This window comes from Aquidulcibacter sp., from assembly GCF_044346625.1.
GTDB lineage: Bacteria > Pseudomonadota > Alphaproteobacteria > Caulobacterales > Aquidulcibacteraceae > Aquidulcibacter.
In genome coordinates this window covers 1-25,236 of record NZ_JBIIYV010000032.1, presented here as the reverse complement: position 1 = coordinate 25,236, position 25,236 = coordinate 1, and the positions used below count along the sequence as shown (strand labels likewise).

Here is a 25,236-nt window from a genome sequence, read left to right as displayed (position 1 = left end):
ACCTAGACCATAAAGCCCATATTCGGTGTGGCGAAGTTTCTGAGGTTCGGGAAGATCACATTAAGATCTGTGTTCGAGACCCCAAACCAGGATCCCATAGTCGCCGCATATTGGTCCACCGAGGTGGTTGGAATATGGGTGTTGCCGGACTGGTCAGGGTTACGGAATGTCCCCAAGTCGCTGCCGACAGTCGGGAATTGGCCGTACATATCGCCGCCATTTACAGCCCCGCCCATGACCAAATGGTGACCACCCCAGGCGTGGTCAGTACCGTCGCCATTGGTGTTAAATGTCCGGGAGAAGTCAGACGCTGTGAAGGTTGTCACAGAGCTGCGCATATCTACCCCACCGATATTGGCCAAAGTCGCGTCAAATGTCGCCATTGCATTGGCTAGCTTGCTCAAATTGTCCGGTTGGGCCGTGTTCTGGAAGTCATGGCTATCATGCCCGCCCACTGCCACGAAAAAGACCTGCCGGCGCAAGCCAAGGGCTGGTGCCGCGGCAATCATGCGCGCAACTGTCTGCAATTGTACCGACAAGGAGTTGGTTTCAACATTGTTGGTGATCGGGTTGCGATAAACAGGGGGTGCCGGAATGGCCGTCACCAATGCACCAGTAGCGGCGGTGTTCAGTGTAATCGAGGCATCGAGCGAGCGACCAACAATCGTCGCATGGTCAGAACCCATATTGGCCACAAAGCCCGTATCGCGGATGATTTCCCGCATCTTGGCGGGGCCTTGGTTCGAACCAAACAAAGTGGTCCCGCCGACAGCATTGACGGCCACAGCAGGTGTCGCACCCGTTGCGACTTGATACTGCACAATCGTCCGGCCCGATAAGAAAACTGTATTCCCCGCGGTCGACATGGCGGTATAAAGACTGTTGGCCCCGTTTCCCGAAGCCATTAGGTCGCCGAACTGGCCACCCCACCCGGTGCGCACGCCTTCTGTTAGGCCTGCTTGCCAGACGGCTTGCTGGTCATTGTGGGAAAACAGATTAGCCGGCAATTTCTTGGTGCGCGCTTGAAACTGTGACTTTGTCACAGGCTCGACCAAAGAGCCGACATTGGCGACCACGGCCAATCGACCTGCAGTGTAGATCGGCAGAAGTGGCGCCAGCATCGGATGGAAACCGAAGGTGCGCGTCGTCGCATTAGTACCTGCCGGAATGGCCTGAGCCGTCCTTGGCGTGAATGGTAGGATGCCGCCCCAAGCTTCTGGCGTACGGGCGGCAACTGTCCGCCCAGTGACCGGGGAAACTGAACCAACTGCCGCTGCTGCGGTGCCAACTGGCATCAGAGCGATCGGGTCTGCCCCAGTGTTGCGCGCCGCCCAATAACGATTCCAAGAGTCAGTATCAGAAGCCAGGACGGTGTTATTGGAGTCGTTACCACCCAATTGGAAGATACAAACAAGTGCTTTGTATCCCCCAGCGCTCTGGCTAGCGGCCGAGTTAAAAGCGGCCAATTGCATGCCGAAGGCGGTAGCTATGGGTGCAGCAATCCCCACCGCACCGGTTGTTGCCATAAATTGGCGACGAGTATGACGTAGATCTTTCATGGCCGCCCCCTTAGCGCTGCAAGATGTAATCTGGAGAAACAACGGTAAGATAAACCGCCAGTTTCGATCGGTTCAGCAGAGCCGCATCAATCTGCGCCTGCGTCGTGGTGCCACCGGAAGGAATGGTGACCGCTGTGACCGCATCAATGATCTGCTGACGGCGAGCCGTCGTCATGTTGCCATAAGTCAAAAGATAATTGACCCGATCAACCAAGGCAGCAGGATCGGCTGCAACCGCCATTTCCCTTGTGTAGGTGAGCCTGACGTCATTGCCGGAGCCGATGCCGGTGTTGACGGTGGTCTGCATGGTGTTCATGTAGCCAGCCACGGTCACTTCATTGACAATCTGCATTTCAGGCGCGACGAGGCCTTGAGTACCCGTTTTGGTGTTTGGCGGCGTATAGCCGGGCCGGAAGAAGTTGAATACCGAAGGCGATGCCATGGGTGACTGGCCCAAGGAAGTTGAGGCACTGGTAGAATTCACCGGCCACAGGCCGTTGATTGAAGTTGCGTTCAAGGCACGCATCAGGCCAGTCATTCGGATAATCGGCTCACGCAGTTTGCCGAAGTTTGCATCTACCCCCGCAGACATGTTGCGGGCTTCACTGTCCAATAGAACGGCGCGGACCACTGCAGCCATATCGCCGCGCACGCCAGAACCATTATTGTTGAAGACATTTGCCACCCGGTTCACATAGGCTGGACTGGGGTTCGATGTCACCAAACGCTGGATCATTTGCTTCCCAATGAAGGGGCCTACGTTTGGATGATTGAAGATAGCATCTAGGGCAATGCGCAGATCACCCATGGGATCAGGCGTTGTTGTCGCAGGAATGACCGTGTCGAGGAAGCGCTTTTCCGAGATCGAATGGAAGTTCGGATAGGCGATCATCGGTGTAACAAACGACGCATCATTGCGGCCGCCGCCCCCAAATGTCGTATTGGTAGGCGTCGCGGCATACCAGCTAAAGCCCGTAAAGACCTTGGCGAGGTTGGAAATGTCTTCTGCCGTATAAGTCGGGATTGGATTGCCAGTGCTATCCAACTTCACAGTGCCGTCATTATTGAGTTCAAACACGCCAATTGACATGAGCTGCATCACTTCGCGCGCGAAGTTTTCGTCAGGCGACCGGCCCGTCGCGAGATCTTCCTTTTGGTTTGCTATATGGGTCAGATAGACACCCATCATGGGGTGCAGAGCCACATCTTGCAGCAAGGTTCGATAGTTTCCAAAGGCGTTGCGGCCCAACATATCATAATACGAGCCAAGGCCCCGAACGTTCATTTGCGGCTCGGCAAATGAGATCACAAAGATTTGCGACAGGGCAAATTTTGTCCGTTCACGCAATTGGTCTTGGGAGGTGACAGCCTCACGCCAAAAATATTCGTAGAAATGGCCGGAGTTGACATCTGCTGTTGGGTTGGGCGCGGCAGGTGCCGGGGGATTACGCAATTGGTCCCGACGTGTGTTCAAATAATCGAGCGCAAGAGCACCTTCTGGGAGGGCTTGCTGCGCTGTGATCCAGGCCGCGAAAGTCGTATCCCGGGTTGCCTCAATTTCAGCTTCGGTCGGACCAAAGGTGGATTGAATAAGGAAGCGCGACGCCTCCGCTGCGGTCGCTCTTGGTGTAACAACACCGCCGCCGCCACCAGGAACAGACGCGTCACCGCCGCCACCACCGCAAGCCGAAACCATTCCCAATAATAACGCAGCGCTTGCTACTTTAATCCAACGATTGCTCATCACGCACCCCACCTCAAGAAGCCGACCGCATCAATCGTGCAGACACACGTCGAGCTTTACCGGTTCCTGTTACCACACAGACCTACAGACCATAAGACGATAAAGAACCGTATACCAAACGAGCCAATTTTTACTTAAGGGGATTGTTTTCAGACAGATACATCTGAAAACCCGATTTAAGTCGCTTTAACTTATCGCAACAAACGGATTTCGCGCACCTGCCGGCGACCTTGGTTACGCTCTAACTGAACGATCACATCAACCACGCTGCGCACATAGGCCAATATGTCGGCATGGGTCATGGCCGTGCCCGTTTGCAAAGCCATTAAGGCCAGCTGCTCCAATGCCCCATCGGGGGTGTCGGCATGTAAGGTGGTTACAGATCCGGGGTGACCGGTATTGATCGCGCGTAGGAAGGTGAACGCCTCCTTACCGCGAAGCTCGCCCACGATGATCCGATCTGGCCTCATACGCAGGGCCGATTGCAATAAATCATCGACATCGACCCGGGCCTCCCCGGTTTGGCCCTTTACAGCCACTAGGCCGACAGCATTTTTATGAACCAGCCTGATTTCTGCCGCGTCTTCAATCAGGATCAAGCGCTCGTCAAGACTGACTTCTTTCAAAAGTGCGTTCAGAAAAGTTGTCTTACCCGTGCCTGTGCCACCAGAGACAACGATATTGCGCTTTTGCTGTACGGCAAGTTTTAGAAACGCCGTCACATCCCCTTTGGCTAGGCTGGCCTTTAGTTCTATATCCGGATCAAAAGAGGCCTTTGTGCCACCTGCACCAACAATATGGGATAGCGCTCCTGTCGACACATAGTCGTCAAGCGTTAAATCGGTCAGCACGTGCTTTCGAATGGCCAACGCAACTTCGCCCCGTGTGGCGGGCGGCAAGACAATTTGAATCCGCTCTCCGGTGGGCAGGCTTGCTGAGAGCAAAGGATGCTCGCGGCTGATCCCCTGCTTCGAAATACGCGCAATCTGAGAGGCTAATCGCGTCAAATTGACTTGAGTCACATCTGGCGCATCGTAACGCACAATACCACCCGTGACACTTTCGACCCAGACTTCGCCTGGCCGATTGACCAGAATATCGGTAACGTCCGGCCGACTGAGCCAACCCGAAAGCGGCTCCAGAAATGCCGACAGATAGACGCCCCCTAAAACCTGTGGCGCGCCATGTGGCCCACTCATGGCCTGTTCCCGGGGGGTTGGTCCACGACGGGAGCGGTCCCTGCCGTCGTCGAGACGGGGTTTAGCGAGAAATCGAGATCACGCGCAACAAAGACTTGGATAGCCGTACCCTGCTTGACAGTGACTGTCGGCTTAATGGTTTCGCCAGAGGATGCGGCACTTGGCAGCGTTTGAGCGCTGCCAATGACCAATTGGTTGGAACTGGCGCTGTTTAAAGCTGCACTGATTGCCGTTGATAGAAGGCCCGGGCCATAGCGCTGGAAATAGTGGCGATCTACTTTTCCATCTAAGCCGGCCCGGCCCAGCGGGTCGGTCCCCGGTGATGCCAATTGGATCGAGACTCCATCCGGGCGTAACAACCGCGTCCAGACCACAAAGGCGCGCGATTGGCCCAATGCCACTTCGGAACGATATTGCCCAACCAAGCGAGAACCACGGGGGATTAAGACCCGAGTGCCGTCAAAACTCAAGACATCGCGACTAACAACGGCCCGCACGAAGCCTGGAAGGTCAGAATTGATTGCTGTTTCCAGAACTGCCGCAATCAATGCGCCCTGTGGTACCGTCGTCTTTGGGTTGCGCAAAGCGCCAGCACGGGCAGCGGGAACGTCACCTGAACTAACGCGTGCTGCAAAGGCATCATTGTCGCCCCCGCCAGCGCCAGCAGCATTGGCCGCATTGGCCGCAGCCTCGGCAGCCGCACCAGCGGGCACAAGGTCGACGATCAGAGCGGGAGAGCGCATGCGCTGTGTTAAATCCGCCCCTGTCCGCGTGGGCGGTGGTGGCGGGGGTAGTGGCGTGGGCATCGGGCGATAAACATCGCGAACGGGAGGCGGTGGAGGCGGAGGAGGTGCCGGAGTCCACGGCTGTGCAGGTATGGCTTCGTTCGCCGCGGGATTCTCGGGAACCATCGGCTGGGCGGGCATAACAGGCGCAAGCGCTGTTTGGGCAAACAAACTTGGCGGCTCTGGAATGGTTTGGCCAAGACTACCATCATTTTTTGCGTCGCGCGTTGGGGTCAGCTCCCCTGCCCCGGCGCGCTTATGTGCCGAGACCATGGTGGTAAACACGATGGTTCCCAGCGCTAGCGCCCCGACAACCCCGGCGATCATGACCCACGGGCGGTCAGGATATGCGACAGCGGGTGCCGCATCCACAACGAGGTCAGATACACTGTCCTCAGCGGCCGCATCGACACCCAATGAGGCACTCTCCAAGTGTTCAACGGGCTCAGGCGAGGCGACGCTGGATGGGCTCATGGCCTAGCCTCCTTTGGCGCACCAAGGCCGAACAGACCGCGGGACTTTGGCTTCGTCCGGCTTGAGGGTCGCATCGCAGGCGCATTCGGGCCTGGATCAGGCTCGCGCCAAGCATCATTGCTAACGATGGTTTGATCGGTGCCATTGCGCAGAATGAAGGCTGGCCCAACGCGTTCAACTACCATGACATTGCCGCGCATGATAAAATTGACAAGCGATTCAGAGCCATCTGCACTTAGAGCAAAGACCGCCGGGGTCGCAGCACCAGATGGCCACTCAAGATAAGTGCGCTGGCCGTCGTCAAAGATGCGCGAAGGCACATTACGTGTACTGCCAGAGACTGAGTAATTCTGGTTCGAATTAGCTTGCGGCTGGGGCACCAAGTCTTTTGGCTCGGGCGCGACAGGTTCTGGGGGGAAGATAAATTTGACACGATAGATGATGTTCGGATCGCCTGGCCCCGTTGGCTCTTCCGCGCTCAGTTGGAAGGTATAACGACGCTTGGAAGTGATCACCGACATATTTGTAGCCGCATCAAACTCGATCGGCTTTACAAATAGCGTATCGGCGCGCCGATTGGGCGTTACTTGCCAAGCAAGCGAGTCACCGATCGAGACATTCTCAAGGCGCTCATCGGCCCCAAACTCAATCATCATCTGATAGCCATAATGACCGCGCAGCGAGACGACGCTATCTTCTTTAAACAAAACTGTCTGAACGCGAGGATCCACTGCCCCTGGGATTGGCACCTCGCGCATTTGGGCGCGCACCGGGTCTGCACCCATTACCAGCGTGGTCAACACGACAGCCAAACAGATGTTCCAGTGTGGCTTGAGGGGCGTCATTGGGCTGGGAACTCCTCACCATTCGGATTGCCCGATTTCGATTGCGGCTGCGCGGACGGCGTAACCGGTGCAGGCGCTTGGGCACCCGGCGTCGCGGGTGCCCCCGGCACAGTGCTCCCAGGGACAGGGAGCGCTGATACCCCTGTTGTCGGCACCGGAGCGGGTGCCGGCACCATCGGCAATGGCGCGGCGGGCATGGGCACCGGCTGGGTAGTTTCGGCATCGCGCCGATAACTGGAAATCTGGAAGCCAAGCGGATTCAGATAGCGGTCTTGTTCATTTATTGGCTTGTTCGAGAAACTATAAACGACCGATGCCACCCAAGGCTGGCGCATGGCGGGCCCTCCGCCACCTTCAGATCGCTCCGTATCGAAGCGGATCATGGCGGAACGTGGACCTAAAATGGTCACGCTTTTCACCGTGACTTGGATGCGGGTATTTGGGCTCACCCGGCTTTGGATGCCGTTTGGATTAGTCTTGTCCCAATCCCGCAAATATTCCGTTTCTGCTGCGCCTTGTGACCAAGCCAAAGTCTTCCGATATTGCTCGCGATAATCGGCGGCATCAAAGGTTTCCCGCGCCAACACATATTGCACCACAAAGGATTGAGCGACTGCTTCGGTCTCACTCAACGTGCCAAGATTCACACCGCGCGTGGTTTGGACATAGCCGGTCTCACGATCGACCGTGATCGTATAGGGCATGGTTTGCTTGAGCGGCACCAGCACAACTAAGGCAACAGCCTGAATCGCGGCAATGCCAACCGCGATCCCTGCGACAATCCAAGCTGTGCGTCGCGAACGGCGCAGCGTTTCGTGGGTGTCCTGTGCCCACGTACTGGCCGCTTCGTAATAATGCGCGCGGGCTGCAACGCCATTGGGCGGAACGCCAGGTGGGGTGAAGGATGGATCAGCTTGCGGGCCGGTCATGGTGCTTTTCCAGTTGCCGATAGGCTCAGTTTTGAAGGGGATTGGGCAAACATGCTTTCGCGGGGTCGACTGGGTCGTGTTGGATTATTGCGCTTACGACCATTCTGGCCCAAACGGACCGAATAATCACCCCGCAATCCTTCACCCCCGCCGCCTGCGACCAATTCAGTCCGCCGATCAAAGGTGGTTGAAGAAGATGCACCTGCACCTGAAACCGCAGCGGCCAACCGGGCATCGCGTCGATCGGAGCCAGACCCGGAGGCCCCGCCCGACACGACAGCCGCAAGACGCGATGCGCGGCTGGCTTCGGTTGGGGAGTCTGCTCCAAAGCCTTGACGACCTGCGCCTGCTTCATTGACCAAGACTGGTTCTGGCTCACGGGATTTGACGTCGGGCAGGCGGAACCCAGCAACCAGCCGTGTGCAGAGGCTAATCACGCTCCCGAAGACAGCCGTAAAGGTCAGGATGATCACCATGACCGTCAAAATCGGTTGCAGGTCATAGCGATTCTCGGCGCGAGCCACCGCAAGCCCCTGCAAACTTGGCTCCAAAGAGGCCAAAAGACCCGCCATGAAGACGATCGTTGCCAAAGGCACAAGCGCAAAGCCTAAAGCGGTGCGCAGCCAGCCTTCAAAAAAGCCTTTGGTGCTCTCAAATAACAATAGACCGACAAATAAGGGTCCGATAGCCAGTAAAAGACCCAGCATCAGTTTGGCCAGGATCAAAAGTCCTAGGGTCGACACCAACAGCGTAATGGCGGAAAGCCAAAGGGCGGTCGCCCCAAAGGCAGGCCCACCCTGCAGCGCTGACCGCATCTGGATAACCGGTGCCAAGCCTTTCAGGCTCTCTGGATCAGTACCGGGGGCTGCTTGAAGGACGAAACTGCCCGCATTCAAGGTCGCTCCCGCTACATTGGGCCCCTGTCCCGGCAAGTCACTGACCAAAGCCATGGCGCTGGCTGACTGGGTCAATTGATCAAACGTATATTGCAAGCGTGCGAATATGTCGGCCGGCCCAATGGTCTGCGGCATCGCCATATTGGCCAAAAGGCCGTTGGCGATTTCGGCCGGTCCATCGAACAAAAGCGCGAACACAAGGCTTTGATAACTGGCCCAAGAAGTGGTCAGCATCACCACGGCACCCAGTTTAATGGCGATCATCGGTAGATCGCCCACGCGCAAATCGGTGCGGCCAGTTAGAAGTCGGAAGCCCAATAGGGCAACGTAAATGGTCAGAAGAACGGTAATGACCGAACCCAGTGTGGAACCCGGCCCAAAGAAGGCATTATATCCACCCTGCACGCCCTCACGGATGTTACAATCGACCGTGTCGAGGAGGCCGCGCACAAGCCCTAAGTCAGCGCGTGGAGCTGCACATTGCCCGATCATCGCCTGCCCCCTCTGCTGGAATCGCGTGCTTGTCTCACGCTAGCAGTCAAAAGCGGCAGCCAGATGGCCGGATCGTCGCCGTGTTCGGCCCGCAGGGCATCAAGGCGCCGCACAGTCGACTCACGGCCAGACAGGACGGTCAAGACATCCGGCATGCCATCGAGATTGAGGCGAGCAACCACGCTGTCAGTGCCATGCTTAATCACGAAGCAGCGCGATGTGTCCGGCAAGGCGCGGATCAGGTCTAGTTCATGCAAAGTTAGACCAAAGCCACGACAATACTCGTCTTCCTGCGCCTTCGGATTGGGCATGAAGATCTGGGTTGCCGCTTGTTCAATAATGGCGGAGGAAATCTGGCTCGACAAAGCGTCTGAAGCGCTTTGGGTGGCAAAGCCCACAATCCCGTTGCGTTTGCGTATGGTTTTTTCCCAATCGCGAATACGCGCCACAAAGATCGGATCATCCAAGGCCTTCCAGCCCTCGTCGACCACCAGAATGGCCGGCGTGCCATCAAGTCGTTGCTCCACGCAATGGAACAAATACATCATGGCAGGTGTTCGCAAGGCTGGGTCGTCCAGGATTGAAGTCATGTCCACGCCCAAGGTGCGGGTCGACAAGTCGAGGCGGTCTTCCTCGTTGTCGAACAGCCAAGCGCGCACGCCATCCTGAATCCAGGGCTCAAGGCGGGAGGCAAGGTCACCGGGCACAGGGCGGCGCACGCCGGCTAGCAATTCGGCAACATAGCGCAGGCGACGATATTGCGGGGCCTGGTCAAAATTGGCTGCGACCGCATCTGCGATCTGGGCCTGCTCGTCAATGGTGAGCTTCTCGCCATCAATACTCACCAAGCGCGAGAGCCACTCGGTGATAAATGCGCGATTGGCCGGGGTATCGGGCAGCGACAAAGGGTTTAGGCCCGATGGATTGCCATGGCGCAGGGTCTCATAGCGGCCACCAATGGCGCGAATAAATATTTCCGCGCCACGGTCTTTGTCGAAAAGGACAATGCGTGGGTCAAACTTGCGCGCTTGGGTCAAAAGGAAATTCAATACCACCGTTTTACCAGAGCCTGATGGCCCGATAATGGTAAAATTTCCCAAATCATTCTTGTGGAAGTTGAAATAGTAAGGCGTTGCCGACGTTGTCTCCAACACGGTCACCGCTTGGCCCCAGACATTGTGATCTTCTTGACCAATGGGGAAATTGTGGAAACTAGCCAGACCGGCAAAATTGCCCGTCGACACCAAAGCGCGCCGAGCAATGTCTTTGAAATTGCCGGGAAACTGCGCCCAGAATGCTGGCTCAAGATTCACATCTTCGCGGACAGAGATAATGCCTTCTTCCGTGAAAGCGGCCTGAACATCTGCTGCGGCTTGATCAAGTTGTGCCTGTGTCGCGGCTTTGATGCACACGCTCATATGATGTTCGCCAAAGGCAGAGCGGCCGGCCGATACATCATCTTTGGCGACCGACAGGTCCCGGCGCAAACTGATCGCATCATCATCCGCAGCCCGCATCCGGCGCAGCGCAAGGTTCATCCGGTCCAGCGCGACTTGCCGGTCCACAAAGGCAAAGCTTTCCGTCACCGTCATCTCAACCGGCAGACGCATCAGATCGTCCAGCATGCCAGGTGCCGTGTGGGGCGGGTAGTCCTTGATCGAAATCATGGTGCCAAACTGCCGCGCAAGGCCAGGGGCGGCGTGGAGTTCAAATGCCTCTAAACCAAAGCTAATCCTGCGATATGGGATATGAAATCCGAGGTCGGTGCTGGGCAGCAATACGGGTCGCAACTCACCGTTATAAAGGCCGGAGAGGAATTCCAAAGGTTCTGAACAAGGGCCATGTTGACTGTCATAGACAGATAGCACACGGGCACCATAGGGGGCGAGGGATGCCATCAGAGCGTCTCGGGCCGTATCCAGCTCGCGCATATCACGAGCGCGCTCTGCAGCGATGGCTTGAGAAGATGTGCCGCGCAACAGCTCCATCGTTTTATCGATAAAACCTGTCCGCCCAACCGCTGGTCGACGAATAATGGTCAAGAACAAATCATTGATGAACATGGCCCGGCCATCGAGACGGGCAGACCATTGCTGATCAACCTCACGGGAGAAATCATCGGGGAAATGAGCGTCCAGCGACGGTTTTACAGGACTACGGACAACATGATGAACCACGGCGAAACGGGCATGGGCGATCGACCGTAGCATCGTATCACGAATGGATTTGCGATAATTGAGGTCTTCGGTATCGGCCGTCTCGAATGCCAAACCGTCCAGTTTGATTATTTGCAACAACATGCCATCGCGGGTTTCGATGGTCGTGTCGTCAACATGGCGCGCGTACGGCAGCCGAGCGCCCGCCGGGGCTTCTCGGTGAGCAATTTCGGCTAAAGTAGCCAAGCGCTTCTGCTGGGTGCGCGGACGTGCCATTTAAATGTCAACCACCCCCTACGGCCGATATGAGTTACAGCGCCAAAAGGAAAAATTGGCGACACGCGGCGAACTGATCATGCGGGTGATCCAAAGGTCTAGGAAGCGCGGTTCATCTCGGGCTGCAATCACCCCCACCAGATGCAAGATCACGGCCGCAACCAGAGCCCAAACCGATTTTGTAACCAGAAAGACCTCTGCCGTGATGATGCCATTAAGGATGAACCACGTGTAAGTTACGCCCGCAAACATTTGCGGACGCGTCAATGCAGCAAAAACCGGATCGCGCTCGAGCTGCGCCATAGTCGCCCCCTAAAAACCTTGTGCAGCGCTACGGATGCCACCGACGATGGCAGCTGACCCAAACAGGATGAAACAACCCAAAATCACCATGCCGCCATGGCGCCAGTTCATCCGGCCAGTTAGCATCATAAAGCCGCAACCTGCCACAGCGATCACTGCAACCGCCGTTGCGACGGCACCCAAAAGTGTACCCTGAACCCAGTTTACGGCCCCCAGTATGACGCCGGAGCCCTCCGGGTCGAGGTTGGCGGATTGCGCCAAGGCGGGGCCGGCCCAGAATATGGCCCAGACCGAGATCAGCGCCCAGAGCGTTTTATGTACTTCTGTCATCGACATCATCCTCAAGCTCTCACATGTTCTAGCGGATCGAAAGCCGCTCTGAGATGGCCTTCACATAGTTTTGGGTTTCACGATAGGGTGGGATACCGCGATGGCGGGTCACCGCCTCTGGTCCGGCATTATAAGCGGCCAAAGCCAAACGAACATCACCGCCGAAGCGCTCTAACAGCGTGCTCAAATAGGCGACACCGCCGAAAATATTGTCGCGGGGATCATGAGGGTCTACGCCGAGCCAAGAGGCTGTACCTGGCATCAATTGCATCACCCCTATCGCGCCCTTTGGCGAAACGGCTGAGCCTCGAAAACGCGACTCCTGCCAGGCAACAGCGCGAACCAAGATTGGATCCACGCCATATTTGGTTGCCGCCTCTGTGACATAGGCGTCCAAAGTTGGATGAAGCCTTAAGGGGTAGGCTGGCTCAATGAGTTTTGATGGGGCTGAAGCGGTCGCAGTGGCAGGGGCTTTTGGCTCGGACTTTGAAACGGGGCTGGCGGTATTGCCAAGAAATAAGGTCGGGCCAGAATAGACCCTTGCAGTGCCATTGGCCCCAACCTCAATCACATCTGCCGCAGCCGGGCTAAAGCCGAGGCAGGCACAGACCAGAGCAAACCAGGCAAGACCTTGCCGAGCCATCTGCTTCCCAGTCAATTTCACGTTACAGATCATATGCATGCCATGCGCTAGGATTGGTTACTCTTGTCTGAAACGCGGTGTTTGTCGAGGGGCGGCTGCGTCTACCCTCAGTGCGCCTTTGCGGTCATTGTGGACACCATGTTGAGAACGAGCTCGCGAGGCGTCTCAGAGTTGCGAATGAGGCCCCAAAACGCAGTGGATACAGCGTGATGGGGCCCCATGAGATCAGCGGGAGATAGAGGTTTTCTGATACTAAGTGCTCTTCGCTCAGTTCTTCACAGTCAAGCTAAGAGAAATCGAACGACCTCTCTTATAGGTATTTGCTTCTGTACGACCCAAGTTCGAGAGCTGGTACTCCTGGTTGTCTTCGGCCAACAAATTGCGGCCGCTGATGCCAAGCGTATAGTCGACGTTGCCGATTGTGAAGTCGTGCTTGAATACCAGATCAATATTGGTACCTGGGTTCTCAATCACAGATGGAACAGAGCCCAGACCACGGCGCGCGATCCGTTCGTCTACCCAACCGACGAGCAGCGTCAGTTGCTGATTGTCCGTTTCATAACCCAATTGCAGGTTAGCAATGTTCTTGGGTGTACCCTGCAACTCGCTGCCGTCTAGACCAAATTGTGAGGCCGAAACCAAACGGAAATCGATCGGGCTGATTACATTTGTGCCTTCAGGCGCATTCACTTCTGATTGTGTATAGGTGTAGTTGGCTGCAAAGTTCCACTTGGCACCCTGAAGGACTGGCAATTCGAACGGCAGTTCGAAGTTGGCGCGATACTCGAGTTCCAAGCCGTAAAGCGTTGCTTCTGGCGCGTTAATGAAGCGTGTGAAGGAGCGCTCAAGGCGAACAATCACTTCTTCGATTGGACTGTCGATCTTCTTGTAGAAGGCACCAGCTGTAACGAACTGACCGCGACCAAAATAATATTCAAGGCGCGCATCATAGTTCTCAAACTCGCTGTCTTTCAGGAACGGATTGCCCTGATAGATGCGGTTCGACTCTGGATCGATATAAGGTGTGAAGGCCAGTTCGCGAAACTGTGGACGCGCAATGGTTTTGGAATAGCCCAAACGCATCTGCAACTCGTCCGCAAAGTTCCAAGTGACGGTAGCCGCAGGCAACAAATAGTCGTTGGCGAGCTCAACCGGTGCTGTTGGCGTGTCGCCAAAGCGGTTGGTGGTTCGAACCCTCTGGGTCGCATCTTCATAACGCACGCCTACTGAAGCGCGGATGAAGGATGTAACCTCAAACTCCGACGCCAAATAGGCCGCCAAGTTTTCCAAGCTACCGACATAAGCATCGTCCTTACCGGTTTGCTCGGTAATCACGAAACGGGCTGGGTTGATGTTGTCAGGCGAGAACAAATAATCAACGCGCGAACGCAACACATCATTCGATGTTGGACCACGAGGCCCGGTAAACGCGAAGGAGATGAGCTCGTAATTACGATCCGTGTTAGACGTTACCGCCCCACCGGATAGCTCTAGCTCGCGACCTTTGCCGAGCGAAAATACGTATTTCGCATCGAAGCCAAAGCTAGAGACTTCGTCTTTCAATTCCGAGAACCGAATGGCATTACCAAGGGACGCACCGTTAAAGGCGGTAATGCCGTTCACGACGGTATAGGAGATGTCCCGCTCATAAGGGGCCTTGCGTGTGGATTGGCCGAGCGAGCCGCGCCATTGCAATTCAACGCCGCCAAGCTTGTGCTCACCCGAAAGTTGGGCAGAGGCCAGCTCGCGTTCATACCAAGCAGTGCCTTCGGTGCGATAGGATTGTCCTGTTGGCAGGTTGGTATCGGTGCCGACTTCCACTTGTGCCTTTTTGGAGGTGCTACGCACCAAAAGCCCCGTCACGCCGACGCGATTATCACCCCACTTTGCGCTCGCGCTACCAAAGCCGTTGATCACAATATCCCATGTCGAGGACAGGTTTGTGCCTTCAGCTTCCACTGTGTTGGACACCACGTCCTGACGCAAAGCTTCTTGCGTCTTGAAGCCGCTCTTATAGCCGAAGACGCCAACCAAGCCGATGGTTGTATCGCTCACATCAATCGTGCGGCCTGCAGTCATTTCGGCATCAAAGTCCGGCCGAGTCTTTTCGCTTTGCACGACTGTCAGAGGCGAATTGATGAAGCTCTCGCCGATGACTTCCAGCTGCTTAGGCGTAAAGTTGGTGTCGTTAATTCGCTTACCAATTGATACTGCATCGCGGACAGGCTGGGGAAGGCGACGCAGATCGGTGTCTACCCCAGTCCAATCCATACGGTGGCCTTCATAGACCAAACCTGTCTTGCCGGTGGTCTCAGAGTTGAAGCCAATGCCTGTCTTGACGGTCAAAAAATTCTCGTTCGGTGCCTTTAGCGTGCGCAAATCAATCACACCACCGCCAAATTCACCGGGATAATTAGGCGAAAAGGTCTTTTGAACGGTGGCACCGTTCAGAATATTGGAAGGGAACAAATCTAACGGTACCTGGCGGCGCAATGGCTCTGGGCTTGGCAGCGGGGAGCCATTGAGAAGCGCGGACGAATAACGGTCGCCCAAACCACGGACATAGACGAACCGCCCCGAAACCACCGACAAACCGGTCAGACGCGTCAACGCGGCCGCAGCGTTATCGTCACCGGTGCGGGCAAGATCAGCTGCTGACAGGAAGTTCGCGACTTCAGAAGTGACGCGCTGCGGCTCGGGGATAAAGCGGCCCCGGACAACGACGACTTCAACCTCTTTCTCAGGTTCATCACTTGCTGCAGGAGGTTCAGCTGGAGCAGCTTGCGCGCTGAGAAGGCTGGGCACCAATGATGGCACCACAAAGATGCTGGTGAGCAACAGAAATCTGCGCAGACGGGCTGGTATGGTCATGACGGACAGGCCTTTAGGAAGTCTGAGGAAGTGGCCAAGCGGGCCAATGTAAAAAACCAAACGGTGCGGCAAGGAAACCTCGCCGCACCGATCGCTTGTGTTTAGCAGGTCGAGCCGGCTGCCAGACCGCAGGTCCAAGTGGACCACCACAAGTCTGCCGCATCACGAACTGCGCCGATGTAAGTGGTCGCCGTGAAGAAGCTATCGACCGTGCTTGCATTCACTGCGGTCCGGGCTGCTTCTGCCGTGCCGTTGACAAAGCGGCTGGTCAAAGTCGCCGTCGTGCCAGTGGTGTTGTTTGTACCGGCATTCAGACGAGCCGTAGCAACCGCTCCATAAGAACCCGAACAGCTGGAAAGGATCGAGTCGAGCTGAGGAGCTGGGCTCGTATTGGCAGTTTCGAAGTTCAAGCAGGTGGTTGAGCCAGTCACAACACCGTTAAGGAGGCGCGCCGAAGCTCCCGGCGTGCCGCCGGTATTGTTCAGGGAGATACCTTGCAGGTTTGCCGATGCATCGTTCTGAGGTACACCCACGAAGGTGAAGTTCGAGATGATCGGGTTGGTGTTCAGCGTGCCTGCTAAGCTGGCGACCGTGCGGTTGCTGGCTTCGATCATGCGGTCAGGACCACCGGTCGCCGTCAAGGCCTGAAGGATGATCCCGAACTGCGCCTTGCCGACCCAACCTTCATCAAAGTCCAGCGAGTCATCGAGAGCACCGGTAACAACCCAATTGCGCAAGTTGACGGTGCCGCCGAAGATTTCGATGCCATCGTCGCCCGAGTTATGGACTTGGACGTTGCTGATTTGTGTTGCAGATCCAACGCCACCCAAGGTCAAGCCATTCAGATCGTCGCCTGCCGCTGCCGAGGTCAAGAAAGCACCAGGGTAGCGGATTTGGAGAAACGTGATCCGGCCACTATTGTCAGCCGAGGTTGCACCACCATACAGGGCCTGACGGCCGGTTGCAGCGGTAATGCCTTCGACGGCGTTTTGGCAATCAACACTGCCTTGCGCCACGGCTGTGGAGCAACCGCGGATTGGAGCGGCACCCAATAGGATCAAACCGCCCCATTCGCGACTTGCACGTGCTTTGTCGGTTTGAGTACCCGCAACATCGTTGCGAGAGGTCATGATCACAGGGGCTTGTGCCGTGCCGTTGATGAAGATTTGCGAACCACGGTTAACGATCAAGACGTCGCCTGCAACGGAGCCGTAGAGGCGCACACCTGGGTCGATCGTCAGGCTGGCAGCGGTACCTGCGTTCAAGGCGGCACCACGGTCAAAGCCAACGTCTACCCGACCCGAGATCTGATAGATGTTGCCTGCAGTCAAACGAAGATTGGAAGGTGAAGTGCCGCTGCCGACAACGCCGCTGATAACGCAATTGCGTTGGCCTGCGATGGTGCCTTGCTCAACCGTCCCCGCTGGACAAGCCGCTGCTGGGAGAAGCTGGATGGTCCAGCCGGAGGCCCAGTTAGAGGTTGGCGTTGCAGTGGCCGAGAAAGCGCCGACATAGTTAGCCGCTTCGAAGAAGGCGTTGACACCAGTTGGGTTCAAAGCTGTGCGGGCCAACTCGTTAGGGCCTGGCAACAAAGAAGCACTTAAAGTCGATGTGACGTTAGAGACGTTGTTGCTGCCGGCCGAGAAGGCTGCTGCCGCTACTGAGTCCAGTGTGCCCGGGCAGTCGAACATCACCGAATCAAAGCGAACCGCTGGCGACGTATTGGCAGAGCTAGCGACCGCGCAAGTCGTTGACCCGGTAACCACGCCATTAAGGAACCGACCTGAGGCACCGGGAGTTCCGCCGGTGTTGTTCAGGGAGATACCCTGCAAATTGGCACCCGCACTGTTGGTGCGAATCCCTACGGTCGTAAAGTTTGCAATGGTTGGGTTGGTATTTAAAGTACCGGCCAAGCTAGCAACCGTGCGGTTGCTGCCCTCGAACAGACGGTCAGGGCCGCCGGCGTTTGGCGTTTGCTTGATGACCAAGAATTGAACAGCACCGGTCCAACCATCATCAAAGTCCAGGCTGTCGTCCAATGCGCCGGTAATCACGAGGTTTTTCATGTTCACTGTGCCACCGAACACTTCGACGCCATCATCACCAGAGTTATGGACTTGGAGGAAGCTGATGTCGGTGGCCGAGCCAACGCCACCAAGGGTCAAGCCGTTCAGGTCATCGCCGGCTGCCGCCGAAGTCAAGAACTCGCCTGGATAACGAATTTGGACATAGCGCATGGTGCCGCTGGTATCTGCCGCGGTGGCACCACCGTAAAGAGCCTGGCGTCCGGTGGCAGCTGTAATGCCTTCAACCGCATTTTGACATTCAAGTGTGCCTTGAGCCACAGCGGTTGAGCAGCCACGGATCGGCGCGCGGCCCAACAAAATGACGCCGCCCCAGAGACGGTTAGTAGTCTCTGCGTTAGCCGTTCCAGCAATGTCTTCGCGGCCCGTGAACACGATCGGCTGGCTTGGGGTGCCGACGGCATTGATGCGGCTGCCGCGGTTGATGATAAGAAGGTCCGAGGCCTCGTCGCCGAAGATGGTCACTCCCGGTTCAACGGTCAGGGTTGCGGCAACACCGGTTGCAGCGTTTCCAGCTGCACCCAAGTCGCGACCGACATCGACACGACCAACCAAGCGATAAGCAACGCCGGTGATCCGGGGCAAAGTCAGGTTGTTTAGCACTTCGCCAGTGAGATTACAGACCGTGGTGGTGCCGATTGCAGTGCCAATGGTTGTGCCAAGCGGGCAAGTTGCGCCGCTACCGGTCCCACCAGATCCACCGCCGCCAGTGCCGCCGCCTGGAGGATCGCCAACAAAGGTAGCGCCTGGAGATTGGATACTGCCGCCTTGCGAACATGCACCCATAAAGAGTGCCAATGCGGCAACTAGCGTCCCGCGACTTGCGATTAATTTCATCATATACCCCTCACTGCCCGATGCGCTGGTCCCCAAAAGTATAGGAGCCGCCCAACGGAGCGTCTTTTGCTGGAAAACAGGCGCAATTACGCTCGTGCGAGGTTTCACTAGTCCTTGGATGTGACAGTCTCACAAAATCTATGTGTCAAAAATATTATAATAACTTGACAGTTTTATTGCATATCACCTGGATCAGGTCCTGCACGTTAACCGGTTGTGCAGATTGAATACCATTTACGCAAGTTTTCTAGAATTCAGGCTGCTACGCCTTTGACGCGTCATTCGCTGACCCAAGAACCGTAGCGGGCACTTGCTCAACCATTGCCAAGGCCTCCCTGATGCCCGTGATAAGGACCTCTGGTGTAAAAGGCTTGGCGATATGGAGATCGGCTCCGGCTTCTAAAGCTTCAATCTTATGATGGGTCATGGCATTGGCTGAAAGCGCGATGATGGGCATACGGGCGCACTGCTTAAATGCTTCCATCTCGCGGATGGCTCGGGTGGCTGTTAGCCCATCCATCACTGGCATTTGCAGGTCCATCAACACGAGATCGAAGTCCGCTTGTTCCGCAGCATCCAAGGCTTGTTGACCATCTTCACACAAGGTCAAGTCCACACCGAGCGGCTCCAAAATCAACTGCAAGACACGACGATTGGTTGGGTGATCATCAACCGCTAGAATCCGCAACCGGTCGGAAGGTGAGTCGGTCCCGATTTCTCGAGGATCGTCATAAGCTGGGGTTGCGATGCTACTCGGGACTGCCGCAACAGGCAAAGTCAATTCGAGACGGAAGGTAGACCCAACCCCGACAACTGACTCGGCACTGACAATGCCCCCCATCAATTGTGCCAAAGACTGGCAAATCGCGAGACCTAAACCGGAGCCGCCATGCGCCCGCGTGATGGACGCATCAATTTGTTCAAACCGATTGAATAGACGTGCCAAGTCCTGTGACTCAATTCCCGGGCCGGTATCTGAAACGGCAATCGTCAAGCGCATCGCTTGGCTTTCGCTGTTTTGGTCAGGAACCATGTCTACAGCGAGCTTTACGGAGCCTTCGGCAGTAAATTTGATGGCGTTGGCAAGAAAGTTCGCCAAGATTTGCCGGATGCGAACAGCATCACCGACCAACCAAGTAGGGTCAGATTCCAAACAGGGCTGGCTGAATTTCAAGCCTTTGTTGTCCGCTCGCACGGCAAACAGGGCTGAAGTACCAGAAATGAGATCTGACAGGCGGAAAGGCGTAGCTTCGATTTCGAGCCGCCCGGACTCAACCCGTGCTAGGTCGAGAATATCGTTCAGAACGCGCTCAAGTGAAACGCCCGACTCTCGGACCAAATCCACCATTTCACGCTGTGCGGACGACAGGTGACTTTGCGCCAAGGCACCTGCGATAGCGACAATACCGTTTAGCGGCGTCCGGATCTCGTGGCTCATATTAGCGAGGAAGGCACTCTTGGCGTTATTGGCCAATTCAGCATTGGCGCGGGCTTGATCCAGCGCTTCCCGCCTAGCCACATCTTCTGTGATATCGGTGACGAAGGAACGAATTGTGCCATTGCCCGAGGCTGGGCGGCCAAACACAGTCACAATGGAGCGGATAGTTCGAATGTCTTTCCCATTAAGCGAGAATCGAAGGTCCATCATCTTCGGGCATTTTTCGAGATAGGCTTGACGCGTCACTTGATCGATGAGCCCTCGATCCTCTTCAATGACATTTTCAAGGAAGTAAGCAGCCAGATCGCCATTAACATCTTGATCTGGACGCAGGAAATGTTCGACTGCGCCAAATCCGATGATTTTATGGCCCGGCTGCTCAAGGTCCCACACCATAGAAGAGCCACTCATCAAAGCGGTTTCGAGGCGGTTTTCCAATTGTTCCGCGCGGGTCAGAAGCGTTCGAAGCTCTGTCTGGTCATCGACCATGCCGAAAATTTGGACCAAGTCCCCTTGTTCATCCAAAACGGTGTGGACAATAGAGGCCACTTGGCGGGTGATCCCATCCATCCCGACGATCGGCAAGACAAATTTGTGAACGCCGGCATTTTGATTGAAGCGAAGTAAGTCCTCTTTAGCCTGATCACGACAGTCGGCCGCGACTTGAAGCAGCTGTTCTTGCGTTGTTGGCACCCTCGTGCCAGGTTCACGGCCATAGGCCCGGAACGTGCCAGGCGACCAGAATAGATTTCCTGACCGTGCATCAAAATCAAAGAACCCAATTGGCAGATCGCTTTCCAACAGATCGAACATATAGGCGTCACGTTCCCGGCGCTCCAAGGCGTTGGCCAATTGCTGCGCGTGGCTATCCTTCTCGACCAAGAGCGCTTGTAACTTTGCTTGGCCCTGGCTGAGATACCGGGCAAACCAAAGCATGCTGCAGCAATAAGCGGCCGTGACGGATGCCAGAATCGCGCCCTCTGGCTGCAGGGCCAACTGTAGTCCAAAGGCCACCAAACCTGCCCAGATCGGCCAAGTGCCGAGGACCATGATGCGCATACGAGCGTTTGTCTGGGCGACGAAAACATTCGTGCTGGCTGCCAGTATGATTGCAGCAGCAGCGTAGCTCATCCCCGAATGGCTACCCGCAGAAACGATCACGATGGACGGAACCCAAGCTAAGGAGGATCGAGCAATAAGGGTGAGAATGAGCTGGTTTTCGGCCCGCTGCGCGGCCTTCAACAGGCGGGTCGAGTCCTTTAAGGCCCGCATGCGGTTCAGCCATTTATTGGAAAAGCCCTTGATATGTGCATCAAAGGCGATGCTAGCCAAGCAGATCAGAAGTGCCCAGAAAGGGGCACCAGCCAGAGCAATACTGGCGTTCAAAAGCACATGGCACAATAAACTGGCAGACCAATGTACACGGGTGTTTTTGAGTGCCTGCCGCACGCCAATGATGCGAATGGATGCTGGTGCGCTCACTGGATCCAGCGTCACGCGATCCAAAGCGAAATCCAAGAAGCGAGTAAGAGCAACAAACATGTGCTCAGGTTACCACCGCGCAATGAATCTTGTTTTAACCCAATGACGATTTGCTATTCTGCCTATTTTCCCGGAACCATTTGGGTCGACGCTGGTTCTTGGCGGTCAGCTTCGAACCTCCTCACGACGCAAGCTATTGGCCAGTTGTTAAGTATTTTTGGCCTAACTAAGCACTACCAATAGTCCTAGTTGAGCAGACAACCATGCACGCCAACACCCTCCGTATGAACCATGATTACATGACCTTGGTTCATTGCCGGGACAAAGCTTGGGGCGAGCATGCCTTAACCCGGATCGGGTCCATATTGGTTGCCACCACCGCAGTTGGCATTTCCGTCCCTGGATATTGGTGGATTTTTTGTGTCGCAGCCATGACGATCGGCTGGGCGCTAGAGGGAGCATTTTACCGCTGGCTAAGCGACAAGATCGACCACCCAGAACGGCTAGACCCCAAAGAATTACCCCGGATCAAACAACTAACCATTCAAGCGATCGTTGGCCTGGTGGCGATCTATGCTTCGCCCTTTCTGGCGCTCGCTCTTGCGCCCCATCCAGGCCCAAGCCTCGGCCTTATCTTTGGATGCGGCGGTTTGCTGGTTATTTGCGGTCAGCATGTTCTGGACAGAAGGATGGTCTATTGGACACTTCCAATCATCACCTTAGCGGTGATCCTTTGTGCCATTCGCCTCGCCGATGGCTGGGTCGGCTATCTGTTGGGCTTTCTGGCCTTTCTACTTGGCGTGAATACGGTGGTGTTGACGGGGGCCTCGGTAAAGTCCGCCGAAGACCTGATCGAAGCTCAAGGAAAAGCGCTTCGTTTGGCGGAAGAACTTGATGAACGCGTCGTCCAACGTACACGCGAACTGGAAGAAGCCGTAAAGGTTGCTGAAGAAGCCAATCGTGCCAAATCCCGCTTCTTGGCCACGATGAGCCACGAATTGCGAACGCCACTCAATGCTGTGATCGGCTACGCTGAAATGGTTGGCGAAGATGTGCGCTCTGGAGACCTGGGCTCCACAGAGGCAGACCTTGAGAAAATCCGCAATGCGGCGCGCCACCTCTTGGGCCTAATCAATGAAGTTCTCGACATCTCAAAAATGGAAGCCAATGAGCAGGTGTGCCGTCCGACACATTTTGATGCGCGCTCTGTTGCGCAGGAGGCGCTCGACGCCATCATCCCGCTGGCTGCGGCCAGCCAAACACAATGCGAATTGGAAATCGATCAAAGTCTGGAAACTTTGGTTTACAATGACAAAGGCAAGATGCGGCAGTGTTTGCTGAACCTGCTTTCAAACGCCGCGAAGTTCACGACTAACGGTACCATTAAGCTGACCTGTCGCTTAAGTGGCCAACAACAAGAGTGGGTTGCCTTTGATGTCACCGACTCCGGGGTCGGTATTGCCGAAGAGGACTTGCCACGCATTTTTCTACCCTTCTTTCAAAGCGACACCAGTTTAACGCGCTCGGTCGAAGGAACAGGGCTGGGCCTCGCCATCAGCCAGAAGCTCTCCCTTCTCATGGGAGGCGACCTCATGGTGACGAGCCGTGTCGGCGTCGGCTCAACTTTTACGATGATGATCGCGCGTCAGTTCGTGGAACCCGGCGAGCAAGCAAAGGTGCCGCTCGCCGTTCCAGCAACTGACTGAGTTAGAAATCGCTGACGCGCTCTATGATGATGGCCGGGGCCATACCCCCAGCAGCGCACATGGTCACCAAGCCATAGCGCCCGCCTGAGCGCTCAAGCTCATCGAGCGCCATGCCGATAAGGATGGAACCCGTTGCGCCGATTGGATGACCAAGTGCCATTGCGCCGCCATTGATATTGACCTTGCTGCGATCCAATTTGAGGTCACGAATAAACTTTTCAGCCACAACGGCAAAGGCTTCATTGATCTCCCACACGTCAATATCACTGACCGATAGCCCAGCTTTCGCAAGGGCTTTCTTGGCCGCTGGTACCGGTGCATTCAGCATCAAGGTAGGGCAGTCGCCGACATTGGCAGTTGCGACGATGCGGCCACGGGGTTTCATGCCGTGGGCCTTCGCATAGGCTTCTGACGTGAGCAGAAGTGCCGCAGCGCCATCAACAACGCCCGAGGAATTTCCAGCGTGATGGACATGATTTACTGCGCCCTTGAGCTCAGGGTATTTGCTGGTGATGAGATCGCCATACGTGCGTCCGCTCTCATCAACCTTCATGTCTGCCCACATGCTAAAGACCGTCTTGAGGCCCGTGAGACTTTCCAAAGTTGTCTGCGGACGGGGGAATTCATCATGATCAAGCGCAATTGTTCCATCAAGATTTTGAACAGGCACAAGGGACCGGCTGAAGCGGCCCTCTGAAATGGCATGAGCGGCGCGCTGTTGACTGACCAAAGCTAGGTTGTCGACTGCCTCACGATCAATGCCTTCTAGCGTTGCAATTGCATCAGCACATACCCCTTGTTGCGACTGGGGATGTTTCTCGCGCAGGCTTTTATTGCCGGCATCCAGCATCGGCGGGGCAGTCAAATCAGCCGTGGCGGCGGTATAGCTCATCATCTCCGTACCACCGGCGATCACGCAGTCTTCCATGCCCGACATGATCTGAGCCGCAGCTAGATTGACGGTCGTAATGCCGGAGCCACAGAAGCGGTCGAGGGTCACGCCAGACGCTTTGATATCATAGCCGGCATCTAGAGCGGCCATCCGCCCGAGATCACAGCTTTGCGCACCACGCTGGGAGCTGGTGCCCCAGATGATGTCGTCTACCGTGGCAGTATTAAGGCCATTACGATCTGCGATAGCCTTCAAAACTGTCGCAGCCAGATGTTGTGGATGCAAATGGGCGAGCGCCCCTTTGCCAACTTTCCCGATTCCACGAGGTGTCCGGCAGGCGTCGATGATATAAGCTTTTGTCATGGTCACTCCCTAATTTCATTGCCCAGATCTAATCGTCTGAGTTCGCGTAGGACTGTAGCGCCAGCCCTTACAGAGGGCAAACAAAAAGGGGTGCCGGAAGCCAGCACCCCTTTTCAGCCAAAAATGAGCTTGCGCTTAGGCGGCGCGGACGCGTGTCATTGCGGCCTCAAACGCCTGTGTGATCTCAGAACCCGCATATTTGCCATATTCGCACTTGGCCATCACTTCAGCTGGTGGGAAAATGGTTGGATTGTTCTTGTAAGTGTCATCCATCAGCGCTTTCGCAGCTGCGTTCGGCGTGGGGTACAAAATGGTTTTGGTAATGTTGGCACCATTCTGGCCGTCGAGCAAGAAGTTGATGAAAGCATGGGCATTGTTTGGGTTGGGTGCCCCGGTTGGGATACACATGCAGTCAGAGTTCAACAATGACCCTTCTTTTGGTACCACAAAGGCCAAATCGGGATCTTCGGTCTCCTTCTGAGCAATATCGCCATTGTACTCCAGAACGATATCGATTTCTTTCGACATCAAGAGGTCTTGGCCATTATCTTCATGGAAGTTTTTGATGTTGGCTTTCTGCTTGACCAGCATGTCTTCAACTTGCTTGATCAATTCTGGCGTCGCGTCATTCACGCTTTTTCCCAGATATTTGAAGCCTAGGCGGAACACGTCCGCGCTATCTGACAACAACGACATTCGACCTTTATATTCGGCGCTGTCATAAAGATATTTCCAACTGTCGGGGATGACCCCGCCCTTCATGGCAGACTTGCGATAGCCAATGCCGAGGACCAGCCATGTATACGGCATGGAATATTTCCGACCGGGGTCAAAGTCTGCATCTTGGAATTCTGGCAACAGATTTTTCTTGTTCGGGATTTTGGCATGATCCAAGGGGGCCAACATTTTAGCCTCTATCATGCGAGCCACAT

At 55.7% G+C, this 25,236-nt stretch carries 17 protein-coding genes; 1 reads left to right on the top strand and 16 read right to left on the bottom strand.

Features of this window, described 5'->3' with window-relative positions; all coding sequences use genetic code 11:
- Window positions 1-2: 2 nt before the first annotated feature.
- The 14 genes from ACIQ20_RS09545 to ACIQ20_RS09480 form a co-directional block, all read right to left on the bottom strand.
- Window positions 3-1,559 carry a DUF1501 domain-containing protein gene (locus ACIQ20_RS09545; RefSeq protein WP_395779722.1) on the bottom strand — a complete coding sequence of 519 codons (1,557 nt, stop codon included), beginning with the start codon at window positions 1,557-1,559 and terminating at the stop codon, window positions 3-5.
- Between the two features lie 10 nt (window positions 1,560-1,569).
- Complete coding sequence (locus ACIQ20_RS09540) at window positions 1,570-3,303, bottom strand: DUF1800 family protein (protein ID WP_395779720.1); 1,734 nt, start codon at window positions 3,301-3,303, stop codon at window positions 1,570-1,572.
- 191 nt (window positions 3,304-3,494) lie between these two features.
- Window positions 3,495-4,502 (bottom strand): P-type DNA transfer ATPase VirB11, encoded by a 1,008-nt coding sequence (gene virB11, locus ACIQ20_RS09535; protein ID WP_395779718.1) that lies wholly within the window; start codon window positions 4,500-4,502, stop codon window positions 3,495-3,497.
- Window positions 4,499-5,761 (bottom strand): TrbI/VirB10 family protein, encoded by a 1,263-nt coding sequence (locus tag ACIQ20_RS09530; RefSeq protein WP_395779716.1) that lies wholly within the window; start codon window positions 5,759-5,761, stop codon window positions 4,499-4,501. Before ACIQ20_RS09530 ends, virB11 begins: the two co-directional genes overlap by 4 nt.
- A complete protein-coding gene (locus tag ACIQ20_RS09525; RefSeq protein ID WP_395779714.1) occupies window positions 5,758-6,606 on the bottom strand; it encodes a TrbG/VirB9 family P-type conjugative transfer protein in 849 nt (282 codons plus the stop codon). The genes ACIQ20_RS09530 and ACIQ20_RS09525 overlap by 4 nt, the downstream gene beginning before the upstream one ends.
- Window positions 6,603-7,535 carry a virB8 family protein gene (locus ACIQ20_RS09520; protein WP_395779712.1) on the bottom strand — a complete coding sequence of 311 codons (933 nt, stop codon included), beginning with the start codon at window positions 7,533-7,535 and terminating at the stop codon, window positions 6,603-6,605. The genes ACIQ20_RS09525 and ACIQ20_RS09520 overlap by 4 nt, the downstream gene beginning before the upstream one ends.
- A complete protein-coding gene (locus ACIQ20_RS09515; protein ID WP_395779710.1) occupies window positions 7,532-8,923 on the bottom strand; it encodes a type IV secretion system protein in 1,392 nt (463 codons plus the stop codon). Before ACIQ20_RS09515 ends, ACIQ20_RS09520 begins: the two co-directional genes overlap by 4 nt.
- Window positions 8,920-11,355, bottom strand: a complete 2,436-nt coding sequence (locus ACIQ20_RS09510) for a VirB4 family type IV secretion/conjugal transfer ATPase (RefSeq protein ID WP_395779708.1) — start codon at window positions 11,353-11,355, stop codon at window positions 8,920-8,922. Before ACIQ20_RS09510 ends, ACIQ20_RS09515 begins: the two co-directional genes overlap by 4 nt.
- Before the next feature lie 18 nt (window positions 11,356-11,373).
- Window positions 11,374-11,658 (bottom strand): type IV secretion system protein VirB3, encoded by a 285-nt coding sequence (locus ACIQ20_RS09505; protein WP_395779706.1) that lies wholly within the window; start codon window positions 11,656-11,658, stop codon window positions 11,374-11,376.
- A gap of 9 nt (window positions 11,659-11,667) precedes the next feature.
- Window positions 11,668-11,988, bottom strand: coding sequence for a TrbC/VirB2 family protein (locus ACIQ20_RS09500; RefSeq protein ID WP_395779704.1), 321 nt, complete (start codon window positions 11,986-11,988; stop codon window positions 11,668-11,670).
- A 28-nt stretch (window positions 11,989-12,016) separates the two neighbouring features.
- Complete coding sequence (locus tag ACIQ20_RS09495; protein ID WP_395779702.1) at window positions 12,017-12,631, bottom strand: lytic transglycosylase domain-containing protein; 615 nt, start codon at window positions 12,629-12,631, stop codon at window positions 12,017-12,019.
- Window positions 12,632-12,898: 267 nt separating this feature from the next.
- Window positions 12,899-15,502 carry a TonB-dependent receptor domain-containing protein gene (locus ACIQ20_RS09490; RefSeq protein WP_395779700.1) on the bottom strand — a complete coding sequence of 868 codons (2,604 nt, stop codon included), beginning with the start codon at window positions 15,500-15,502 and terminating at the stop codon, window positions 12,899-12,901.
- Window positions 15,503-15,603: 101 nt separating this feature from the next.
- Window positions 15,604-18,423, bottom strand: a complete 2,820-nt coding sequence (locus tag ACIQ20_RS09485) for a hypothetical protein (protein ID WP_395779698.1) — start codon at window positions 18,421-18,423, stop codon at window positions 15,604-15,606.
- Window positions 18,424-18,685: 262 nt separating this feature from the next.
- The gene (locus ACIQ20_RS09480) at window positions 18,686-21,403 is read right to left on the bottom strand and encodes a response regulator (protein ID WP_395779696.1); all 2,718 of its coding nucleotides are present in this window, start codon (window positions 21,401-21,403) and stop codon (window positions 18,686-18,688) included.
- A 203-nt stretch (window positions 21,404-21,606) separates the two neighbouring features.
- On the opposite strand from ACIQ20_RS09480, the gene ACIQ20_RS09475 reads away from it, so the two are divergent.
- Window positions 21,607-23,049, top strand: coding sequence for a sensor histidine kinase (locus ACIQ20_RS09475; RefSeq protein WP_395779694.1), 1,443 nt, complete (start codon window positions 21,607-21,609; stop codon window positions 23,047-23,049).
- A gap of 1 nt (window position 23,050) precedes the next feature.
- Here ACIQ20_RS09475 and ACIQ20_RS09470 read toward each other — a convergent pair whose 3' ends face one another.
- Both ACIQ20_RS09470 and ACIQ20_RS09465 read right to left on the bottom strand, forming a co-directional pair.
- A complete protein-coding gene (locus ACIQ20_RS09470) occupies window positions 23,051-24,304 on the bottom strand; it encodes an acetyl-CoA C-acetyltransferase (RefSeq protein ID WP_395779692.1) in 1,254 nt (417 codons plus the stop codon).
- 135 nt (window positions 24,305-24,439) lie between these two features.
- Window positions 24,440-25,236 (bottom strand): PotD/PotF family extracellular solute-binding protein (locus tag ACIQ20_RS09465; protein ID WP_395779690.1); only part of this gene is annotated, 797 nt, incomplete at its 5' end.

Bases quoted from the DNA above. Each gene is read 5' to 3' on its own strand.
- ACIQ20_RS09470 (WP_395779692.1), bottom strand. From the start codon at position 24,304: ATGACAAAAGCTTATATCATCGACGCCTGCCGGACACCTCGTGGAATC.
- ACIQ20_RS09525 (WP_395779714.1), bottom strand. From the start codon at position 6,606: ATGACGCCCCTCAAGCCACACTGGAACATCTGTTTGGCTGTCGTGTTG.
- ACIQ20_RS09480 (WP_395779696.1), bottom strand. From the start codon at position 21,403: ATGTTTGTTGCTCTTACTCGCTTCTTGGATTTCGCTTTGGATCGCGTG.
- ACIQ20_RS09530 (WP_395779716.1), bottom strand. From the start codon at position 5,761: ATGAGCCCATCCAGCGTCGCCTCGCCTGAGCCCGTTGAACACTTGGAG.
- ACIQ20_RS09500 (WP_395779704.1), bottom strand. From the start codon at position 11,988: ATGACAGAAGTACATAAAACGCTCTGGGCGCTGATCTCGGTCTGGGCC.
- ACIQ20_RS09495 (WP_395779702.1), bottom strand. From the start codon at position 12,631: ATGGCTCGGCAAGGTCTTGCCTGGTTTGCTCTGGTCTGTGCCTGCCTC.
- ACIQ20_RS09540 (WP_395779720.1), bottom strand. From the start codon at position 3,303: ATGAGCAATCGTTGGATTAAAGTAGCAAGCGCTGCGTTATTATTGGGA.
- ACIQ20_RS09545 (WP_395779722.1), bottom strand. From the start codon at position 1,559: ATGAAAGATCTACGTCATACTCGTCGCCAATTTATGGCAACAACCGGT.
- ACIQ20_RS09475 (WP_395779694.1), top strand. From the start codon at position 21,607: ATGCACGCCAACACCCTCCGTATGAACCATGATTACATGACCTTGGTT.
- ACIQ20_RS09490 (WP_395779700.1), bottom strand. From the start codon at position 15,502: ATGACCATACCAGCCCGTCTGCGCAGATTTCTGTTGCTCACCAGCATC.
- ACIQ20_RS09510 (WP_395779708.1), bottom strand. From the start codon at position 11,355: ATGGCACGTCCGCGCACCCAGCAGAAGCGCTTGGCTACTTTAGCCGAA.
- ACIQ20_RS09485 (WP_395779698.1), bottom strand. From the start codon at position 18,423: ATGAAATTAATCGCAAGTCGCGGGACGCTAGTTGCCGCATTGGCACTC.
- ACIQ20_RS09515 (WP_395779710.1), bottom strand. From the start codon at position 8,923: ATGATCGGGCAATGTGCAGCTCCACGCGCTGACTTAGGGCTTGTGCGC.
- virB11 (WP_395779718.1), bottom strand. From the start codon at position 4,502: ATGAGTGGGCCACATGGCGCGCCACAGGTTTTAGGGGGCGTCTATCTG.
- ACIQ20_RS09520 (WP_395779712.1), bottom strand. From the start codon at position 7,535: ATGACCGGCCCGCAAGCTGATCCATCCTTCACCCCACCTGGCGTTCCG.
- ACIQ20_RS09505 (WP_395779706.1), bottom strand. From the start codon at position 11,658: ATGGCGCAGCTCGAGCGCGATCCGGTTTTTGCTGCATTGACGCGTCCG.